The organism is Paenibacillus sp. UMB7766-LJ446, assembly GCF_030226665.1.
GTDB lineage: Bacteria > Bacillota > Bacilli > Paenibacillales > Paenibacillaceae > Paenibacillus > Paenibacillus vandeheii.
The window spans coordinates 156,138-175,531 of record NZ_JASOYM010000004.1 but is presented as its reverse complement, the minus strand read 5'-3'; the positions used below and the strand labels follow the sequence as shown (position 1 = coordinate 175,531).

General features: G+C 45.0%; 16 protein-coding genes. 3 read left to right on the top strand and 13 right to left on the bottom strand.

Annotated features, from left to right (window positions below; genetic code table 11):
• Nucleotides 1-250: 250 nt before the first annotated feature.
• The 7 genes from QP794_RS11945 to QP794_RS11915 all read right to left on the bottom strand — a co-directional run bounded on the left by QP794_RS11945 (nt 251) and on the right by QP794_RS11915 (nt 8,050).
• Nucleotides 251-1,579, bottom strand: a complete 1,329-nt coding sequence (locus tag QP794_RS11945; RefSeq protein ID WP_285076765.1) for a sensor histidine kinase — start codon at nt 1,577-1,579, stop codon at nt 251-253.
• 5 nt (nt 1,580-1,584) lie between these two features.
• Nucleotides 1,585-2,253 carry a response regulator transcription factor gene (locus QP794_RS11940; RefSeq protein ID WP_285076763.1) on the bottom strand — a complete coding sequence of 223 codons (669 nt, stop codon included), beginning with the start codon at nt 2,251-2,253 and terminating at the stop codon, nt 1,585-1,587.
• Between the two features lie 28 nt (nt 2,254-2,281).
• Complete coding sequence (locus tag QP794_RS11935) at nt 2,282-4,246, bottom strand: ABC transporter ATP-binding protein/permease (RefSeq protein WP_285076762.1); 1,965 nt, start codon at nt 4,244-4,246, stop codon at nt 2,282-2,284.
• A gap of 259 nt (nt 4,247-4,505) precedes the next feature.
• Nucleotides 4,506-5,798, bottom strand: a complete 1,293-nt coding sequence (locus QP794_RS11930; RefSeq protein ID WP_285076760.1) for an amidohydrolase — start codon at nt 5,796-5,798, stop codon at nt 4,506-4,508.
• Between the two features lie 80 nt (nt 5,799-5,878).
• The gene (locus QP794_RS11925) at nt 5,879-6,172 is read right to left on the bottom strand and encodes a hypothetical protein (RefSeq protein WP_024633786.1); all 294 of its coding nucleotides are present in this window, start codon (nt 6,170-6,172) and stop codon (nt 5,879-5,881) included.
• Between the two features lie 89 nt (nt 6,173-6,261).
• On the bottom strand, nt 6,262-7,359 hold the full coding sequence (locus tag QP794_RS11920; RefSeq protein WP_285076758.1) for a saccharopine dehydrogenase family protein: 1,098 nt from the start codon (nt 7,357-7,359) through the stop codon (nt 6,262-6,264).
• Nucleotides 7,343-8,050: a class I SAM-dependent methyltransferase gene (locus QP794_RS11915; protein WP_285076756.1), complete on the bottom strand. Its 708-nt coding sequence runs from the start codon at nt 8,048-8,050 to the stop codon at nt 7,343-7,345. Before QP794_RS11915 ends, QP794_RS11920 begins: the two co-directional genes overlap by 17 nt.
• A 129-nt stretch (nt 8,051-8,179) precedes the next feature.
• On the opposite strand from QP794_RS11915, the gene QP794_RS11910 reads away from it, so the two are divergent.
• Nucleotides 8,180-9,295, top strand: a complete 1,116-nt coding sequence (locus tag QP794_RS11910) for a helix-turn-helix transcriptional regulator (protein WP_285076755.1) — start codon at nt 8,180-8,182, stop codon at nt 9,293-9,295.
• A gap of 143 nt (nt 9,296-9,438) precedes the next feature.
• On the opposite strand, the gene yidC is transcribed toward QP794_RS11910, so the two are convergent.
• The 3 genes from yidC to QP794_RS11895 form a co-directional block, all read right to left on the bottom strand.
• Nucleotides 9,439-10,311, bottom strand: coding sequence for a membrane protein insertase YidC (gene yidC, locus QP794_RS11905; protein ID WP_285076753.1), 873 nt, complete (start codon nt 10,309-10,311; stop codon nt 9,439-9,441).
• Nucleotides 10,248-10,598, bottom strand: a complete 351-nt coding sequence (locus QP794_RS11900; protein WP_285076751.1) for a hypothetical protein — start codon at nt 10,596-10,598, stop codon at nt 10,248-10,250. Before QP794_RS11900 ends, yidC begins: the two co-directional genes overlap by 64 nt.
• A gap of 93 nt (nt 10,599-10,691) precedes the next feature.
• Nucleotides 10,692-12,308 carry a DUF4153 domain-containing protein gene (locus tag QP794_RS11895; protein WP_285076749.1) on the bottom strand — a complete coding sequence of 539 codons (1,617 nt, stop codon included), beginning with the start codon at nt 12,306-12,308 and terminating at the stop codon, nt 10,692-10,694.
• Nucleotides 12,309-12,442: 134 nt separating this feature from the next.
• Here QP794_RS11895 and QP794_RS11890 point away from each other — a divergent pair, with 134 nt between their 5' ends.
• Entirely contained in the window at nt 12,443-14,218 is a 1,776-nt protein-coding gene (locus QP794_RS11890) for an ABC transporter substrate-binding protein (RefSeq protein ID WP_285076747.1), read from the top strand.
• A 61-nt stretch (nt 14,219-14,279) separates the two neighbouring features.
• On the opposite strand, the gene QP794_RS11885 is transcribed toward QP794_RS11890, so the two are convergent.
• Both QP794_RS11885 and QP794_RS11880 read right to left on the bottom strand, forming a co-directional pair.
• A complete protein-coding gene (locus QP794_RS11885; protein ID WP_285076745.1) occupies nt 14,280-15,629 on the bottom strand; it encodes an FtsW/RodA/SpoVE family cell cycle protein in 1,350 nt (449 codons plus the stop codon).
• Nucleotides 15,626-15,961 (bottom strand): PadR family transcriptional regulator, encoded by a 336-nt coding sequence (locus QP794_RS11880; RefSeq protein WP_024631897.1) that lies wholly within the window; start codon nt 15,959-15,961, stop codon nt 15,626-15,628. The genes QP794_RS11885 and QP794_RS11880 overlap by 4 nt, the downstream gene beginning before the upstream one ends.
• A 304-nt stretch (nt 15,962-16,265) precedes the next feature.
• Between QP794_RS11880 and QP794_RS11875 the strand changes: the two genes are divergently transcribed.
• On the top strand, nt 16,266-16,850 hold the full coding sequence (locus QP794_RS11875; RefSeq protein ID WP_350338863.1) for a P-loop nucleotide/nucleoside kinase family protein: 585 nt from the start codon (nt 16,266-16,268) through the stop codon (nt 16,848-16,850).
• Between the two features lie 163 nt (nt 16,851-17,013).
• On the opposite strand, the gene QP794_RS11870 is transcribed toward QP794_RS11875, so the two are convergent.
• The gene (locus QP794_RS11870; protein WP_285076743.1) at nt 17,014-19,176 is read right to left on the bottom strand and encodes a cytoplasmic protein; all 2,163 of its coding nucleotides are present in this window, start codon (nt 19,174-19,176) and stop codon (nt 17,014-17,016) included.
• Between the last annotated feature and the right edge of the window lie 218 nt (nt 19,177-19,394).

Here is a 19,394-nt window from a genome sequence, read left to right as displayed (position 1 = left end):
CAATTATTATGTTCATATATTCACATAGGTGTGAAGTAGCGGGTTGAATATAACGTTGAATCTACCTTGTCTACTTTTCACCTAAAAAATGATTGATGTAGCGTCTCTTCTATATTATCAAATGATCTGCCGCTTAACAAAACAATATATATAATTTATCAAGAAGCACTCACCAAAAAGCAATATTTAGGCAACCCGAGTCCAGTATTCATAAGGACCACAATTGCTTCAATATTGCTAATTGAATTACTTATGGTGTAGTCGAAGGTCTGGGGATCGTAACCGTAAACTGCGTTCCTTCTCCAACCCTGCTCTCCACATCTATTGTACAATCATGCAATTTCAAAATTTTAATTACGATGGAAAGCCCTAATCCATTCCCTCTTAGAGCGCTGCTCCGTGCTTTGTCCACCATATAAAATCGATCGAAAATATACGGAAGGGCTTCCTCCGGTATTCCTTGTCCTGAATCTCTAATCGTTACCTTCACGAATGAAGTAGACTTCTCAATTTCAACATGGATGTACCCATCAGGACCCGTATATTTTATAGCATTGTTCATTAGATTCTGCCAGACCTGCTCAAACAGATCTTTATCCACCGTGATTTCACAAGGCAATAGATCCAGTTCAATCTTGATATTTTTGCGCGCCCACTGAGGTTCCGCTAATACGATCGTTCTTCTTAATTGTTCATCTAATTGGAATGTGGTGAGATTAAACGGATGGTGCTCCGAATCAAGTGAGGCTAACCGGAGTAAATTATCACTAAGCCTGGACAGGCGTAATGTTTCCTCATATATGATATCCAGATGCTCTTTCTGCTCTTCCAGCGGAATGACACCATCTTGAAGCGCTCTTGTAAATCCTCTAATCGATGTAAGTGGAGACTGCATTTCATGAGAGACGTTACTGACAAAATCATCCCGAACCGAGTCTATTTTCTGCAGCTCACTAGCCATGTGATTAAAGCTCTCCATCAGCTCACCAAACTCATCCTGATTATGATGCTTCAACCGTACCGTTAGATCGCCTGATGCCATTTTCTTGGCCGCAGCCGTTAGTTTTTTGATAGGTCTCACCACGTACCCTGACATAAACATGATTAATAAGCTTCCTATAACCAGGACAGTTAATAGTGATATAAATAGTGTGCGTTTCACATTATGAAAAATCGATGAAAAATTAATGGTGATAAGGAGCGCATCTTTCTCATCATTCAGCCTGGGAACACCAACGAACGCTGTTTCATCTTTATTGGAAAGAATAAACGCTTTCGTGGTATTTTCGTCGAATAATTCATGAACTTTATCATCCGAAAAGGAAGCAAGCACTTCACTTTGTTCATTCACAGCATTTATATTCAAACCGTAACGCGAAAAAATATTCAAGCCGGTTTTCACCTTTTCCGGATCATCGATCAGGTTTATCATCGCAGCGATATCTTCAGCAACGGTAACCAGGGTATGATTCGGTGTCTTTTCCTGAGGTCGCATGTTTAGTATGAAGGAAAGAATCAAACTGATGATCACAATACCAATAAAGGTAGCTACGATTCGTAGGCGCAGGCTTTTACTCACTATTTTCATATAAGCTCCAGACGATATCCCAGTCCTCTGATCGTCGAAATAATCAGTTCCGGGATGGGTTCCAGCCGTTCTCTTAACCTTTTAATATGCACATCAACGGTACGCTCATCACCTTCATAATCGAGTCCCCATATATCTTCTATAAGCTGTGTGCGTGTGAATATTTGCCCTGGCAGACTCGCCAAAGCAAACAACAATTCACATTCCTTCTTTTTCAATTCAACCATTTGCGCTCCTGCAGCGACAGTCAAATTGCTTAGATCAATCGTTACACCGCCTATATGAATCACATTCGAGGATACCTTGTTGTATCTCTTCATTAAAGATTTCACACGTAAAATTAACTCTACAGGATCAAAAGGTTTTACTAAATAATCGTCTGACCCTGCATTAAATCCTTTGACTTTATCCTTGGATTCTCCTTTGGCCGTCACCATCAGAATGGGAATATCCATATAAGATCGAATATCTTCGGTCAGCTCAATACCATCTACACGTGGCATCATCACATCGACAATCACCAAATCAATTTTCGTATGAGATAAGATGTTCAGTGCTTCTTGACCATCTGGCGCTTCCACTACGGAAAACTGATTCGTTTCAAGGTATATACGAATTAATTTGCGGATATGGGAATCATCATCAACCACAAGAATCGTGTTCATTCATCTATTATCCTTTCACTAATCTTATTTATTCATATCGTAAGGACTCCATTGGATCCAGCTTGGCAGCTTTGGATGAAGGCATCAAACCCGCAATGATACTGATTAATGTACTTACAGCGACGCCAAACACGATATAATATCCAGATAGATTAATCAATTTTGCTCCAAAAGCATTGTCCAGGAAGATGTTTAGCACATAGCTGATGATCGCTGCAAGGATAACGGCAATAACACCACTGAATATACCTAATAAGGCAGATTCGGAAAAGAATATTCGCTTAATATCCTTTTTCCTTGCTCCAATCGCTCGAAGAATTCCGATTTCCTTCGTCCGTTCCACTACACTAATGTACAGCACCACCAATATCATAATCCCTGATACGATTAATGAAATTCCGGCAATGCCAGCCAGAACAATTGTAGCCATGCTTACATAGGTCGTGATACGCTCCATGATTTTCGCCGTTTGGGAGCCTGAGAAACCTGCATCCACAGCTGCGGCATTAATATCATTCACATATTTCATATCGGTTGCATAAGCATTAACTTGAATCGGGCCAATGGTCATTCCATTATCAGTGTACATCTGTTCCAGCGTCTGTGAAGGAAGATACCCTGGAGTCTGCTGCATCGGTGATTGTTTACCCGCCGCTTCATAGATACCGGAGATCGTAACTTCTTTTTCTAAAATGATCGGTTTGTGGTTAGCATCCATTTCATTAATATATAGATGGATGGATTTGCCTATCATAGAATCAGGTTGATCATTTCCACTTAATTTATTCGCCGTTTTCAATGGTAACAGGATTTGATTGCCTTCTGGAAAAGTTCCTGCAGTAATCGTTTCTTTATCAAAAGCATCTGTAAGGGTCGTTAACTGAGTGAGCCCCTCCGACTGTTCTTCGTACACCAGAGTCGATTTTCCATCCACGGAGGTGATCGTCTCCACATGATCCACATTCGGAAGATTACGAATGGTTTCGATATCAGCATCTGTAAATGCCTGTCCTGTTGCCATCAGAGCTTCCGGGCCGCGCAGGTCACTTGCTTCTTCACTCGGTTTAGTGATGTCCACGAGTAATGGGTCCATGCTTGCATTAATTTCGTTATTCATATAACTCGTAATTCCATTTCCCAAGGATAACATCAGCAGTACGCTTAATATACCTATCGATCCACCCAATGCTACCAGTACATTACGCTTGCCGTTGAGTTTCATATTTTGGAGAGCCATTTTGAAAGAAGCGAATAAGCCCAGGTTTCTGGAAACCCCATTACTACCCTCATAGGTCGTCAAGGAACGATCTTTCAAATGAATATCATCCTTAATCCGTCCCTCCTCTACCTTCACAATACGTGTACCGGAATCAGCTACTTTCTGCGAGTGAGTTACGGCAATTACCAGCATTCCTTTTTGCGCAATGCTGTCCAGTAAAGCCAGGATTTGATCTCCATTTTCCTTATCCAGCGCTCCTGTTGGCTCATCGGCCAAAATAATGTCTGGATTGTTTGATAATGCGCGCGCAATGGATACCCTTTGTTTCTGTCCACCCGACAGCTGATTGGGGCGTTTATTCAGATGATTTTTCAGTCCAACCTCGGTCAAAATATCTATAGCGCGCTTATTACGTTCCTTCTCACTTGTATCCGTCATTTGCATAGCGATCGTAACATTTTCCAGCACAGACAGATGCGGGATCAGATTGAAATTTTGAAACACAAAGCCGATATTATTTTTCCGATAATCATCCATTTCCTTCTCAGTCATAGCACTTAGGTTCTTTCCACGAACGAGAATATCCCCTTCAAAATCGGAGTCCATTCCACCAATAATATTCATAAGGGTCGACTTTCCGCAACCCGATTCACCAAGGATCGAGAAGAATTCTCCTGTCTCAAAGCTCAAATTCACATCATGGAGCACGGGAACCTTTTCTTTACCATACAACGTATATGATTTCTTTACATGTTTAACTTCTAATATGCTCATCTTGATCTCTTCCTCTCCAAGTCATACACTCTATCTATTAGTTTGATTTACTTTTCACATTCTAACAAATTTGTGTGAACTGATAATGAACTGGCTGCCCACGCCTGCCTGCAAAATACACTTCGGCTGCTTGAAGTGACTTATTTCAAGTAATTGAAGGTGTCAAAAGCAATATGTAAACATAGCAAACTGAGCCCTATTTGTAAGGACTCAGTTTGTTTGTTTTGCTTAAATTTAATTCAGATCCGTCCGGTTCTCATTATATCCCTTCAACAATACGCTTGGCCCGAACCTTTACCTGACGGAAAAGCTCCTCCTCATCAATCGTCACCAGCTGCCTTCCCCTCATCAATACACGACCATTCACAATGGTGGTATCTACGTCTGCACCATTCGCGCTGTATGCGAGCAATGATTCCAACTCGTGAACAGGCTGCAAATGCGGTTTCATCAGATCTATCAAAATGAGGTCCGCCTTACGTCCAACTTCCAGAACCCCTACATCGTGCTGAATATTAAGAAGCTCTGCACTTCCCCGGGTAGCCATTCGGAGGATTGTTTGTGCCGGCAACCGGGCGGGATCACCATGATCCAGTTTCTGCAGCCAGGTCGCAGCCTTGATCTCTTCAAACATATCGACGGTTGTCGCACTCCCCGCTCCATCGGTTCCAAGACCCACGTTAATTCCCTGTGCAATCATCTCGGTAATCGGAGCGATTCCGCAGCCCAGCTTCAGATTGCTGACCGGATTGTGCGCTACGCCGCCACGCATGCCTTTCAGTCTGCCAATATCTCTACGATTCAGATGTACACCATGGGCGAGCAATATGTGTGCACGTTCGAACATGCCTGCCTCTTGCAAATACTCCGTAGGTGTCATGCCATAGTGCTCACGAATTTTTACAACTTCTTCTTTGGTCTCAGCCAGATGAATGTGGATGGGTACGTTTTCTTGCTCCGCCATTTCAATTACTTCCCTTAAAGGCTCTACTGGGCAAGTATAGGGAGAATGCGGTCCATACATCGTCGTAATTCGGCCCTCTGCCTTGCCAGACCAACGTTGAACCAAATCCACCGCTTCTTGTAATCTGCGTCCCCCATCATCCTCTATGAACACCATTCCACGTGTGAGTGATGCCCGAATACCTGTTTCCTTTACCGCTTCTGCGATTTCATTCATATGAATGTACATATCGGCGTAAGCTGTAGTTCCTGAACGGATCATCTCGGCGATGGATAATTGTGCCCCCCAGTATATATCTTCAGGAGTCATCCGCGCTTCAGCGGGCAGCATTTTACGGTCAAGCCAGTCCATGAGCTTCAAATCATCCGAAAATCCTCGCAACAGACTCATTGGAGTATGCTGGTGAGCATTGATCAGGCCGGGCATTGCCAATTTGTGTTTTCCGTCTAGGATATCATCACCCGGTTGAGCCTGAATCTGGGGGGCAATCTCCGCGATGCGGTCGCCTACAATGCGAATATCCCCCGTGAAAGGGGAATCGGCGTCTTTCATCGTTAAAACTGTGGCTTGCTGGATTAACATACTCATTCGTTTCACAACTCCTCTAGGTTTGGATGGCCATACTTCCAAATTCGAGGATAAGCCTTCACGTAACGGCAAGGTCAAGATTAAGTTAATTTTTGAGTCGTCATTGTTCTGAACGTTTGGATAAAAGGCTTGGGATCAATATTGACCATGTAAGGATAGACTCCCGTGCTTGTATGGAGATAGAAAAAGCCACCTTCATTGCCCATTCTCCGAAAAGACATGTCGAACACTTCCGTAATATGAAACTCGCGGTATTTCGTAACAATCTTGTCTGAATACAGTATCATGGACCGATCACTCTGCAGTACTTCCTGTGCGAGACCCGTCACTTCTCTCTGTATTTTGTAATAAGGCAATACAGCAATACAGTTCATGATCTCCCTCCGTTCTAGCCATAATTATTTGTTCCATCATAGCAGATCAGAGCGTCTGAGCAAAAAAATGATCCAACAGCATATATGATTCAGCTGATTTTCGTTGTTACTTTCAATGGAAAACGAAGTGCATCCTGAATGTTCTGCATAGAAAAGCACTGTTCAATGTGGAAAACACCATGCGGCAGTTCCGTCCGATACATTCGATCTGCTACTGCCGCAGCAACGGCTGCTGTCGCATCTGCTTCACGCTCGCCAACCAGCAGCTGTTCGACATGGATCGGCTTGCCCTTTGTCCAACCTACTGCATCTACCTTGACTGCAAACATCGGCTCCCCTCCGGGAATAACGCCAAATACCTTGACGGTACCATTTCGAAAGGAAGGAATACGCAGCAGTGTGAACAGTCCCATACGTTTCGAGATCGCCATGGATCTGGTTATCCAACGGGAATCAAGACATAACCTGGTGGACACCGTGGGAATACGAAGTGTACGAGCAACAACATGCTGATCCGAAAAGTTAAACCGATATGCTTTCCTGCGACCCAGGTCTGCGCCAAAATCAATCCATTTACCATCGTGAAAACTTTGGACTTCGGCTGGTTTACCCTTTTTCATGACCTGATAGGTAGCATTCATCTGATCCACAGTCCACTCTACAGCGGCTTTCCCGTGTTTCTCACCCAGGCCCAGCATAACGGTAATGTCTGCTTCGTCCACTTGTTCCATATGAGCTCCCGCTTCACGCACAAGCAGATTGGTCACACCAGGCGACAGTCCCACACTGAGCATGGCTGTAGCTTTGAAACGCTGCATTTTGGAATGCAATTGTTCGACCTGACCCAGGAAATCATAATTGGCCGAAATATCGATATAATCTGTCCCTGCTTTCGCACAAGCCTCAACAAATCGGGTATCCGTCTGGTCTACACACATGACCACCAACTTGACGGATTGAAGCAGAACAGGATCAATCGCTTTTCGTACATCCAATTGGAGCGGCTGAACTATACCACCTGTAGATCGGCTGAATTCTTCAGCCCGGTTCATCCGCGTACCTGCCGCCCATACCTTACCTGGAAACGAGTGTGCCAGCTCTGTACATATCATTTTCCCCACTTGACCATATCCACCAATAACCCAAATCTGGTCTTTAACTGACTCCACTTTAGATTCGTTTCGCATAATATCCCTCCACCCAGAATGCTCCGAAATAACGTGTAATGTGGGAGAATCCGCATTCTGCCAAAAGCTCTATCATCTGTTCAGATGAGATGGGGTCCGACTCTCGGCCAAGGGAAGCTGCAAACCGCTCCCATTCTTCAGGCTGGACACCATTACTTAACATGTGATCCTGCCAGGCTTGCATCATGGTTGAATATACAGGCGAACGAAGATCGGCATTCACTGCTGCAATAATGAGTGGTGCTCCAGGTTTGAGTCTAGCTGCAAGGTTGGACAGGAATCTTCTTTTGGACTCCATCCCCTGAATAAAATGCAGCATTAGCATGCTTGTCGCCCCATCGTATATACCTTCTTCCGGCAGCGTTTCAAGTGTCTTGCATTTAAGCTGCACTCTGCCGATGATAGCGGCTTCTTGGACTCTTCTTTCTGCTAACTGAAGCATCTGCTGGGAAGGATCTACTCCAGTAAACGTCCATCCCGCATGGCGAGTTCCAAGCAGAGCCAACTCCTTGCCTCCCCCTGCTCCAACAATCAGTATTTCAGCTTCGTTGTTACCTGTGATAGAAGCGGCAAGCAGTCGCTCCATCAGATCATGCATATGAGAATAACCCGGAATTTTCAGGGCTATCGATTGTTCGTAACGGTTTTCATCCGCCGTATCCCAGCTCATAGGTAGTTGATTGTGGTTCATCGATACTACACTCCTCATCAATTCAAGTTAGACTTGACTCTTCGTTTGTCTAATTTCATTATAGAAGGATACGCAGAGCGAACAATCCCAGAACAATGGGATATCTGCATGGGGAGAGGAGAAAGCTATATGACATCACGTATGGAACGAAACCAACGACTCATTACTTCTCTCGAAAAAGGAACATGGACCTCGCGCACCTACCGGGAAGCTGTCCTGAAACAAATCCAGAACAGCGTTGCCTATGATGCGTATTGCTTCACAACGGTTGATCCACAGACCCTTCTCTCATCGGGTGCCGTGACAGAAGATGGTATTGAGGCCATTCACGATCGGCTGTTCGTTAATGAATACATGGAAGAAGACATACATAAGTATGCTGATTTGATTCGCAGCGGTGAGCATACAGCGACCCTTCATGCATCGCTTAGCAAAAAAACTGTACCAAGCGCTCGCTATGATAACATTCTTCAACCAGCAGGTTTCGGCGATGAACTTCGGGCCGTACTGGTAAGTCGTGGCGCTTGTTGGGGGTATCTGACCCTGTATCGCAAGACTGGACAACTGGTATTCACAGAAGAGGAGCGACTAATCATCCAGGCATGGACTCCCTCTATTGCATTGATGTTACGATCCACAAGTCTGACTCTTATGGACGAGATCAAGAGCGGAAGTCCCGTGGAACCAGGTATTATGATTACATCGGGCGCTTTCGAGCTCTTATCCGTGAACGCTCCCGCTCAATATTGGTTATCACAATTACGTTTGCTGGAGCATGTGGGGCCAGATATATTGCCACGCCCCGTCCGTGCCGTCAGTTCCCACCTCCAGCGTCAGACTCGTACATATCCCGATTCGATGGTTGCGCAAGTTCCTCTGCACCATTCTCCTTCCAAAGTCTGTATTCAACTCCTGGATGGTCGCTACCTCGTGCTTCATGCCAGCCGCATGCAACAGTATTCAGGTCCGGACCAGATTGCAATTAGGCTTGAGCAGGCCATGCCGCAGGACTTGCTGCCTTTGCTTGCCGAGAGTCATGGGTTATCCGTTCGTGAACTGGAGCTGTTGGGTTATGTGCTGCGTAGTTACTCTTCCAAGGAAATTGCTGAAGCGATGCATATTTCCGCTTACACGGTACAGGATCATTTAAAATCCATTTTTGCCAAAACAGATGTATCCTCCCGCCGTGAACTCATCTGGTATTTTGTATCCCGTTTCCAGTTGTCCGATGAACCTGCGATTTAAGTGCTGATTATGACGTGAAAAAAAGATGCCTTGTCCGATGGGACAAGGCATCTTTGCGCGAAAGGATGGTGAAGGAAATATCAGCTATATCAACACATACGTTAATTCATGTGAACCTACATACCATTTTCACCAATGAACAATTAAGACTTGGCCGGTTTGGCAGGCTTCTTCGCCGGTTTAATGTTCTTCACCTGTACAGCAACAGGCTCCTGCGGGTGTTCAACCGGGTACAATTTGCGGAACAATAACGTCTGCAAGACCAGGAATGAACCGCCAATCGTCCAGTACAGCGGCATCGCTGCCGGTGCCGAAAGAGAGAAAAAGGCCATCATTAATGGAGAGATATATCCCATGATCGCGAACTGTTTTCGCTGTTCAGGCGCCATATTAGCTTGCGACACCTTGGCTTGAATCAGGTAAATTACCGCAACCACAACGGCAAGCACGTAGTCAGGCGCTCCCAATTTGAACCACAGAAATGAGTGGGATGACAACTCCGGCGTAAGCCGGATAGCTGTGTAGATACCTGACAGAATCGGCAACTGAATCAGGAGTGGCAAGCATCCGATATTCAGCGGATTGAACTTGTGCTTCTTGTACAGCTCCATCGTTTCCTGTGAAAGCTTTTGCTTATCGGCTGGGTCATTTTTGCCCTCATACTTTTTCTTGAGCGCATCCATCTCCGGCTTCATAGCATTCATAATCACTCGGGTACCTTGCTGAGATTTGGCTTGCCGCATCATCAATGGCAACAACGCAAGACGGATAACGAGGGTAATCACTATAATAGCTACCCCATAACTTCCATTAAATATCGTTGCGATGTGCTGAATGAGATACGACAACGGAAATACCACATAATGATTAAAGAACCCCGGTGTTGATGAATTAATCTCCGAGACGTTGTTACTGCATCCAGCCAGTAGCATAACTGCAAATAGAATTGCAATCAGCCCATAGATCCGTCCCTTGCCAGATGTAAAAGTGAACCCCTTGCTTGTCTTATGTTCCATATATATCCTCCTCGTTGATTTGTAGAAAATGGATTCAACGAGGATTTGCAATCTGGTTCATCTTCATCCGGTGATTCTCGCCGTCTGACGATTCGACTTAAAGCTTCAGGTCTGTGCTGTCCGTCCAAGGACAAGGCTGGCAAGCCAGGTTCCAGGCCGCCTCCGGCTCCGCCTTCCATCCAGAACTCGGTCACACCACAGTGAAGATGGGCAATATAGGCATAGCTTACTGTGAAAATGAGTCCAATTGTAAATATATAGGGTATCAATTCATGAAGTTCAAACAAGGGATTCACCCCCTTTATAGGTTAGTTTTTATAGTATAACACTTACATATTGATTTTGCATAAATTCATTGTGGAAACGATAATTGCATGAATTCACTCTGTTCTCAACGGTGTTAATACTCTTGAGGCCCGATATCTTGCCAGATTAAAGGATGTCCATGAATGGTTTACCTTTTCCGTATGTACATACGCATAACGCTCCAGCAAAATATCTTTTAATTCTGGATACTCCTCGGCAAATTCACGCAGCAGCGGAACTGCATCTGAAGATAAATTTGCCAAATAGGATGCGTCAATATGGCCTGTCTGATGATACCGTTCAATATTAAGCGCTGCAATTCGATGATCCATGCCCACATAGTTGATAGCTACATAGGCTGTAAGGGACAGTACGATATACCATCGGATCAACGGTATGGACGTATAACGGATTCGAAGGGCTGCAATAAGAAGCAGCAGTGCCAGAAAAATCATGAATGCATGCACGAGAAACCGAATGTAGGTATATCCATAAGCCTGTTCATACAGGTTGAGGCGTATAAACGCCGAATACAGCATGATTGCGGAACAACCGACCAGGACAAAGAGTAATACCTGATGTACAACAGAACCTGCTTTGCTGCTTGAACGTGTGAACTGCAGGGCAATAATCAGAATAAAAAAGTTAATACCTGTAACGAGAACCAGCTCCGCAAATCCACTTCTTGCATACTCTGCATAGGATAAGTCTGATGGAAGCAGTCCCTCACCCGCTCCAAAAAGGTAAGAAAATTGTACAAGTACAAACAGTACGTACACACAGTTGATGACCAGCAGCATCGTGCCTACAATGACGGGGTCCAAACTAAAAGGTTCTCGATGAGCTTGAGTAGGAATTACCTCAGGTATGATCTCATTCTCTACCTGACCCTCCATTAATGGGTTTATGGAAGGGTCTCCTTGCTTTTCGATGACTGAAGCAGCCACAAAAACTTTTCCATTTTTCCAATGTGCATTCTCTCTCTTCTCTGCTTCATATTGCATCGGTTGTACAAATCCCCATACGTACCCGAACAATAAAACACCGGCGATGAGAATCCAGATCACTCTGGGAAGTCCTGGAGTAAGTGTGAGTTGGTTCAACCACTCCGGAAAACCGGACAAATACTCATTAAAAATTCCATCTGCTGAGGAGAGCAGTGCTACGACCACGATAAGGATGGGAACAGATGCCACAATACCAATGAACACTTTGAACGCAACCGTTTTCTGTGTTTTACCCCACCCACGTCCCCCAGTTTTCGCAGTGATTCTTGCGACGGTTCCCCAGTGACGGATGGATTGTGGCAGCAAATGATCTATAGCGGTACCGATTAAACCCATGTCCCACCATTGTCTCTGTTTTCTGCCGACAAGATAAGTCATATGTAAGATTATAAGCCCCGGTACGACCAGAAAATTAAGTATGCGCAGCGGTTCATTGTCGTATAACAGAAACGTTAGCGCCAGCATCAACACCACTCCAGCCATAAAAGCATCAATCATTGTCAATGGCCGCACGCGGTCCCTGGTAAACAAGACCATAAAGCCATAAAAGAGGATAACAAAGATGGGATAGGAAACACCAACCTCCTTGCCATAGAACAAATACTGATGAATGATAGCCAACATGAATGAGGAAAGTAGCGTAATTACAGGGCGGTTGGGTGAAGTCATTATTTTATCAATCATGGGAAAAACCTCCATTAAACTTTCTAGGCTTCATTTTAGATGATAAAATAAGAATATAAATAGAAACTAAAGTGGATAAAACTTCTTATTTTAATATATTGCATCAGATATAACCTCCAGGAGGGACCAAAACTTTGAAATTACATCAGCAATATTTGCTGCTCCATAGCCGGTTTGGTCAACTTTTAGAACATGAAGTAACGCTCTCTGACCTCGCGGAACTGCTCGATTGTACACACCGTAACACGTTAACGATCGTCAAAAAAATGGTTGCCCATGAATGGATTCGGTGGTTGTCCCAGCGCGGACGTGGACGGCGTTCTATGTTGACCCTGCTTGTTCCAGCTGATCTAATTGCGGCAGAATACATGATGCAGGCCATGAATCGCCGCGAGTTACAGCAAGCGGCCGAACAAGTTGGTGCTTTCTCCAGTTCTACGACAATGCAGGATCACCTGAACCAGTGGTTGCTTGGTTATTCCGGACACCATACGGAAGCTGGTACTCATAATGAGCGGATTGATACGTTAAGATTACCGATCCGCCAACAGCTGCACGCGCTTGATCCCCTTTATATCAATTTACTGGCCGAATCTTTTGTCACCAGTCATGTGTTTGACGGGTTGGTTCAGCGTAATGAACATGGCGAAATTGTCCCTTGTCTGTCTCATACCTGGGATATCAGTCCAGATCGGAAGACATGGTTCTTTTATTTGCGAAAAGGGATTACGTTTCACAATGGACGCTTGCTGACAGCCTCGGATGTGGTGTATACATTTGAACGACTGCAATCCACAGAACGACGGACATTATACCGCGATGTGAGCAAACAAATTCTAACGATTGAAGCAGTAGATCCCTTGACCGTATGTTTCAAGCTCAGAGCCCCACACGAATTGTTTTTGCCGTTTCTTTCTACGAGCCGTGCAGCGATTGTTGCTTCACAAGCCCCTTACGGGCAACATAAAGATGGAGAAGATGACCCTAACGTATCGAATACCATGCAGATACCTATAGGAACGGGGCCTTTCAAGGTCACTGCCTGGGATGATCACCTGTGCAAACTAGAAGCTTTTCCGATGTATTTTCAAGGCCGAGCCCATCTGGACCGCGTAGACATTCTACAAATTCCGTGGAGTGCCCCTGCACATGTGGATGAAAAGCAAGAGATCGAATCTCCCTTCTTTCACCTTGTTCATAATCCATCTTCGTCTGCAGGTAGGGACTGGACGCAGATTAGTGCAGGCGTGATGGTGTGCAAATTACTAACTTGTAATACGCAAAAAACCGGACCGCTAAGCGATCCGGATGTAAGAGCACATGTTCAGGCATGTATTGCTGAATTGTATAGTGGGAATGGCATGAATGAAAGTGATCCAGGAGATGCTGATAAAAATTTGATACATGTGGAAGAGATGTCTCAATCGTCTCATCCTCCCACTATAGCACCCCCTATCTCCCTGCACATCGCAACCATTCCGCAATATCGGATGGATGCTAAACGTTTGGCATCTTCATTGGAAATATGTGGATTTTCATGTACTGTCCGCACAGGCACGATGGAGGAATTCAAAGGGAACCTGAGACTGGAATCTGATCTGATTCTCTTCTCCCTGATTCGGGATCGGGACGAAGAATTGCGCAGATACGATCTTTATCTCACCTTATCCGAGCATCTGGAGGACTCTTCCAAGAAAAGCGTTCAAGAGATGCTGCAAACCGTTGTTGCTTCTCAAATATCCGCAGACCGAACTGGCGAACTGGATCGGATCGAACGGTTTTTGGTGCAGCAGAGTCTACTGTTCCATTTAACTGAAAAACCGGTGGAGACCGCCTACCTGCCTTCCGTTCGCGGCCTCTCCTTTAACAGCCAGGGTTGGGTAAACCTCCGTCACATCTGGTTCCCGTGATTAATCATTTAACAAGAATAACTATATCTTACTTTCAAGATGCGGTAATGATTTTGGATGCCTATGAACTGATCATTGGATCAGCATCCACCTTCTGCCGCATTTTTTCTTTTTTCTTGGAGATAGTATCCTTCCGGCGGTACACACCGAGGAGTAAACCAAGCATGGCATAATCAAACATCAAGTGATTTCCGTATCCTATAAAAGGAAAAGAAATGCTTAGTATTGGAGCCTTACCGGTGGTCATCGCCAATGAATAGATGATTTGCATTGCAAACATAGCGGTGATACTGACAATAATCATACGACCAAAACCATCCCGAATGCGAGGAAGCATCTTCATCATACTGACAACAAACCAGATAATCCCCACCAATAACAGGATCCCGGCTGACCAGCCAAACACATCAATGAGCAGCACACCTGGGTAATTGAAATAACTCGTTTTAAACCTGTCGAACGTTGTATCAATCCCGTTCCCCCACCAGCCAGCTGATCGAATAACTTCAATAATGGAATAGTTGCTATAGCCACTTCCGGAAGGGTTATCCTGAAGATTCAAAACGACAGTGAGCCTCTCCAGGCGTCCGTATTGATCTGCAAAGAACAATAACAATACAAAAATACTTCCTGTTATAACAGCACCTACGACCGTATAAAGCCATTTTCGCGTGAGCCAACCAAATAAAATAATGGAGATTATGCCAAACATAAACAAGCGAACCCAGTCCAACGTTTGAAACAATAGTACCGCGGGGATCGTTACCATTGCAATGTAGGCCAATATGGATGGGATATTACAATTTGAACGAAGCTTGTCCAGCATAATGGCACCTATAGCAAGTGGTACAATCCACACTGAAGCTGAGGTAAGGTCTATCGTTAAGCCAAATAAGCTCCAATACCTGCTATTACCATGAATATCCGTAGTTATCATTGGACTGATCCACAACATGATATTAAGCAGAATATAGATCCACCAGGCCGCTCTTTTCAACTTACGATAATCAAAGTAAATAAAGAACAACATCATTATTACACCTATAACGGTGTACACCACATGACCGCGGTATAAGAACTGATACTTTATATCTGCGACATTGGTCGTAAAAATCCACATTAACAACAGGCTTACTGTAGCCAAACCAAGTAATCCAACTAATAGCCCCCAATGCATACGATAACGATGCAATCTGTGCATACTTTTGCCGACAACTGCGGGATCACCCATCTGCTCAATGGCGTATACAGCTGCCTCTTCCTGGCTCAGTCCCTCTTGCTGCTTGTCCAACATCATTTCTTCCATGTGATTGCCAAGCTCATCACGCAGATCCGTATGTACTTCACGTGCCTTAACCTGACTACACATTTGATCAAGATAATGTTTAACCTTCTCATGTCGATCCGTCATGTTAAGCCCCCCTCCCCAAGCACCCGATCCACGGCTCCACGAAATAAAAGCCACTCGGCTTTTTTATGCTGTAACGCTTCCACACCCTTATCACAGATGGAATAATATTTACGTTTCCTACCTTCAACCTCCATCCAGTAGGATTCCACCCATCCTTCAAGCTCCATCGCGTGCAGAATAGGATATAACGTACCTTCTTTCAAATTAAACACACCTTCGGATTGGCGATGGAGTTCCTTAATCAATTCATAACCGTAAAGAGGCTGTTCCTTCAGTAGTGTAAGAATCAATGTCTCCGTACTGCCTTTAATCATTTGTTTGTTTACCTGCAAAGCTGTCACTCCCTTTTGTTCATGCTTCACCGTCCAATAACATCAACCACTTTTACCACTTCTTAAAAATAAACGTGAACCTAATAAAATCATTCGACTTCAACTTCATACATCGGAAACCTATGCATAGTAAAACTAGGTATTATATTACCTGATTCTTCCTTTTCTGTCTAGCTATGAATTGGATACGTTTATGATAAAATAAACAAGTCATTTCACATCTGAGATACTATACTGGATCTCTCTTTTCATTGTTTTCATATTACATATTCGTTCTAACCATTATGAGGAGGCCATCCAAACCATGAGCAAATTGATATTCTTTCTCGGCGGGGCCGGGAGCGGCAAAACAACCCTTGCCAAAGCTCTCTCCCGTAAATATAAAGCTGCTTTTTTTGATATGGATATCCTGCTGCGTCCTGCTGCCGAAGCAATAATGACCCTACAGGGACTCGATCCATCCGATCGCGATTCACCGGAATACAAACGGTTATGCCGTGACCTGGGATACCGTATTACGATGGATGCTGCACTGGACAACGTGCAATTGGGTATCGATACAGTTGTTGTTGGACCCTTTACCAAAGAAATCGGAACTCCGGACTGGATCGAGCAGGAACTCGTACGGATCGGACGTTCCCTCGACGATACGGATGTACGTGTAGCCTATATTTATCTGGCAAATGAAGCGTTGTATCGTGAGCGGATTACAGACAGACAATCTCCGCTGGATGAGTGGAAGCTGGAAAACTGGGATGCCTTCACAGCCTCACTTGCCCGAAAACAAGTCGCCTGGCCGTTGCCCGCTTCAGCCGTGGCTTATATCGATAATTCCGATGAGAGCCCTGATATCGCGTTTGCTGAAGTCGAACAACGAATATACGAATAAACATGGAATGACCCTGAACCCATCCGTTCAATACACTCTCATGCTTAGCTTATACGCTCATTAATCCGCACTTAAAAGGGGTATATGTCATGATGACCCGCACAGGTCTAACGTGACAAATACCCCTTTACAATCCAAACGTTACATCCAGTCTCCATCCTCGTTACAAAAAATGCTTCGTAATATAATCCTGCTCCAGAGGTGTAATCACGGTGCGATCCACGGGCGGCCCTTCTGTCAGATACTCTGCCACTTCAGCCACTCGATTGGATTCCAGCTCTGCTGTAAATACGAGATTGGCCATCCCTAGTGTCTCCACCAATGTTCCCCTAGCTCTAGCGTGAAGCATGAATAAGGTATATAAATCCGGTCGTTTCAACTCCGTCATTGCCCGCGCTATCCAAGCCAAATCGGCCTTGTTGTTCTCCTCAGTATGATGCTTTTTAGGATGTCTCTTTAGGCCGAGATCACACCATAAAATGCGGCGCTCCTCTACATCAATAATGGCCGGAATACAAATACGGGCATCCACCGTCAGTTCAATTCGCTCCTGCACCGTTGAAGGTTCAAACATCTCATCGGACTGTGGCGCCTGACGCATCATCCAGCCAGCATAACACTCCGGCAGGTCCTTGAAGGCATCTGCCCTGAATGCGTCAACCATGATCACCATATAACGTGCGCCCAACCTGGAAACCGATGGCAAGTGCACATCCATATACTTTGCCACTCCATCTGATGCCGTCACTATATCTCCGCTATGTGCAGCCTGATATTCATCCGCTTGCCGATAGGTGCAGGATGTCTGGTCGATATAACGCCAGATCGGATCAAAAAGTACACTCGACAGATCGGCATCCACACGACCGGTTGGTTCATCGCCCATCATGCCTTCTTTCCACCACAGGAACAAGCGAACCGTATCTCCTGTGGGCAACGATAGCCATGACGCACGCGATAGAGCTCGAATGGATTCGCTTGCCCGGCGTTTCCCCGATGGAACCGTAAAGTCTTGAAGTCTCTCATCAATATAGACATTACCAAGCGGGGGAAGCCCGGCAAATCGTTTCAACAGTATATGCTCTACCGACGAAATTACCGTATGAATATCCTCCAGTGATAAAGGCTGCAACGGTTTAGTGGAGACATACAGATTTGCCGTGTTGCCATTTTGGAAAAAGCTCCTCCTGGCCTGGAACTCATTCCTTGTGCTGAAGTGGGCCAACACCCGAATCAGCGCCTGAGTCGAGACCTTTTCTTCCACAACTTCCAATTTGCCGATCACATGCTGTACCGGAACACCGGAACGAATCATTCGGTCCAACTGACCGACCATCTCTATTGGACGTTCTGTGAGCGTCTCCAGAATAAGCTGGTTATCCTTCTGTTCAAATGCCCGTTCCACCCTGCCATGAAAGGTAAGCGGTCGTTCACCGCGTCGCAGCTGGTTCAGCGCCGCTACTGCCCTTGGATAACGGTGCTGATACTCACCCGGATGCAATCGCTCGGCCAATCTCAGCCAGCGCCCTTTATATCGAAACAAATCCTCCAACGGGTCCGAAGCGGCCTCCAGTAAAGCGAGTATTACCCGACGTTCAGATCGCTTAAATGAACGGAAGCGGGTATTCTCCTTCAAAGTGACATCTCCATCGGAACAGGCCACAGCCAAGCACAATATATCTGTTGCTGTCCGCAAATGCCGCTGGAATTGCTCCAACGAAGCACGCCCCGCTTTTAATAAAGCCGCACAATAAACGGCAGCATTTTCCCTCACAGGTATTTGCCCCGGCTCTGGCTCATATGCGGACCAGCCCTCATACTCTGTTGCAAACCAGATCAACTGATCTCTTGCTGCTGGCTTTAACGCAGCTTTCGCTGCAAGCAGGTCTATTCCCACTTGGTAAAAATCCGCTTCACTGCCGAGCTGAATTACACGCAGGCGCAGCTTGTCCAGCCATAATATGCGCTGCTCCTGTTCATTTTCATGTTCAGGAAACTGCTGTTTCCATGAGTGCATCAAAACATTCAGATAAAGCTGACTCTCCTGAATATTCATTTTTTGCTTGGGAAATCTGGGATACATGATGGTTTCCTGTAAATCGATTTCTTTCATCTGTTGAAGCTCACTCATCAGTCGCTCAAACCAGGAAACAAATGTGCTCCGTTCCCAGGTACGCAGCACATCTATTAATTTCGTCGAAAACGTATATCCCAGCGATTCCAAATTTCTAAGTGCAGTCGCCAATATACGCACAGGCAGCTTGCCCTTGCGCTCTGCGATGATCACTTTCAAATCCCTGCTGAAATAGATTGAGAATAAGTCCATTACTTGTACTCTCCCACATGACGATAATATATTCAGCATTGGTATACTTGGCCTATCTCGTGACGATTCTTCATATGTATAAAGCGGTCCAAAAACTAAAAAAATCAGGGAAGCGGTACCCCTAGTACTATTAAGAGTTCAGAAGGAAGGGATACCATAGCCTGATTAATGCATATTATATCTTATATTTGCAGATTAGAGAATATCACATCGGAAAG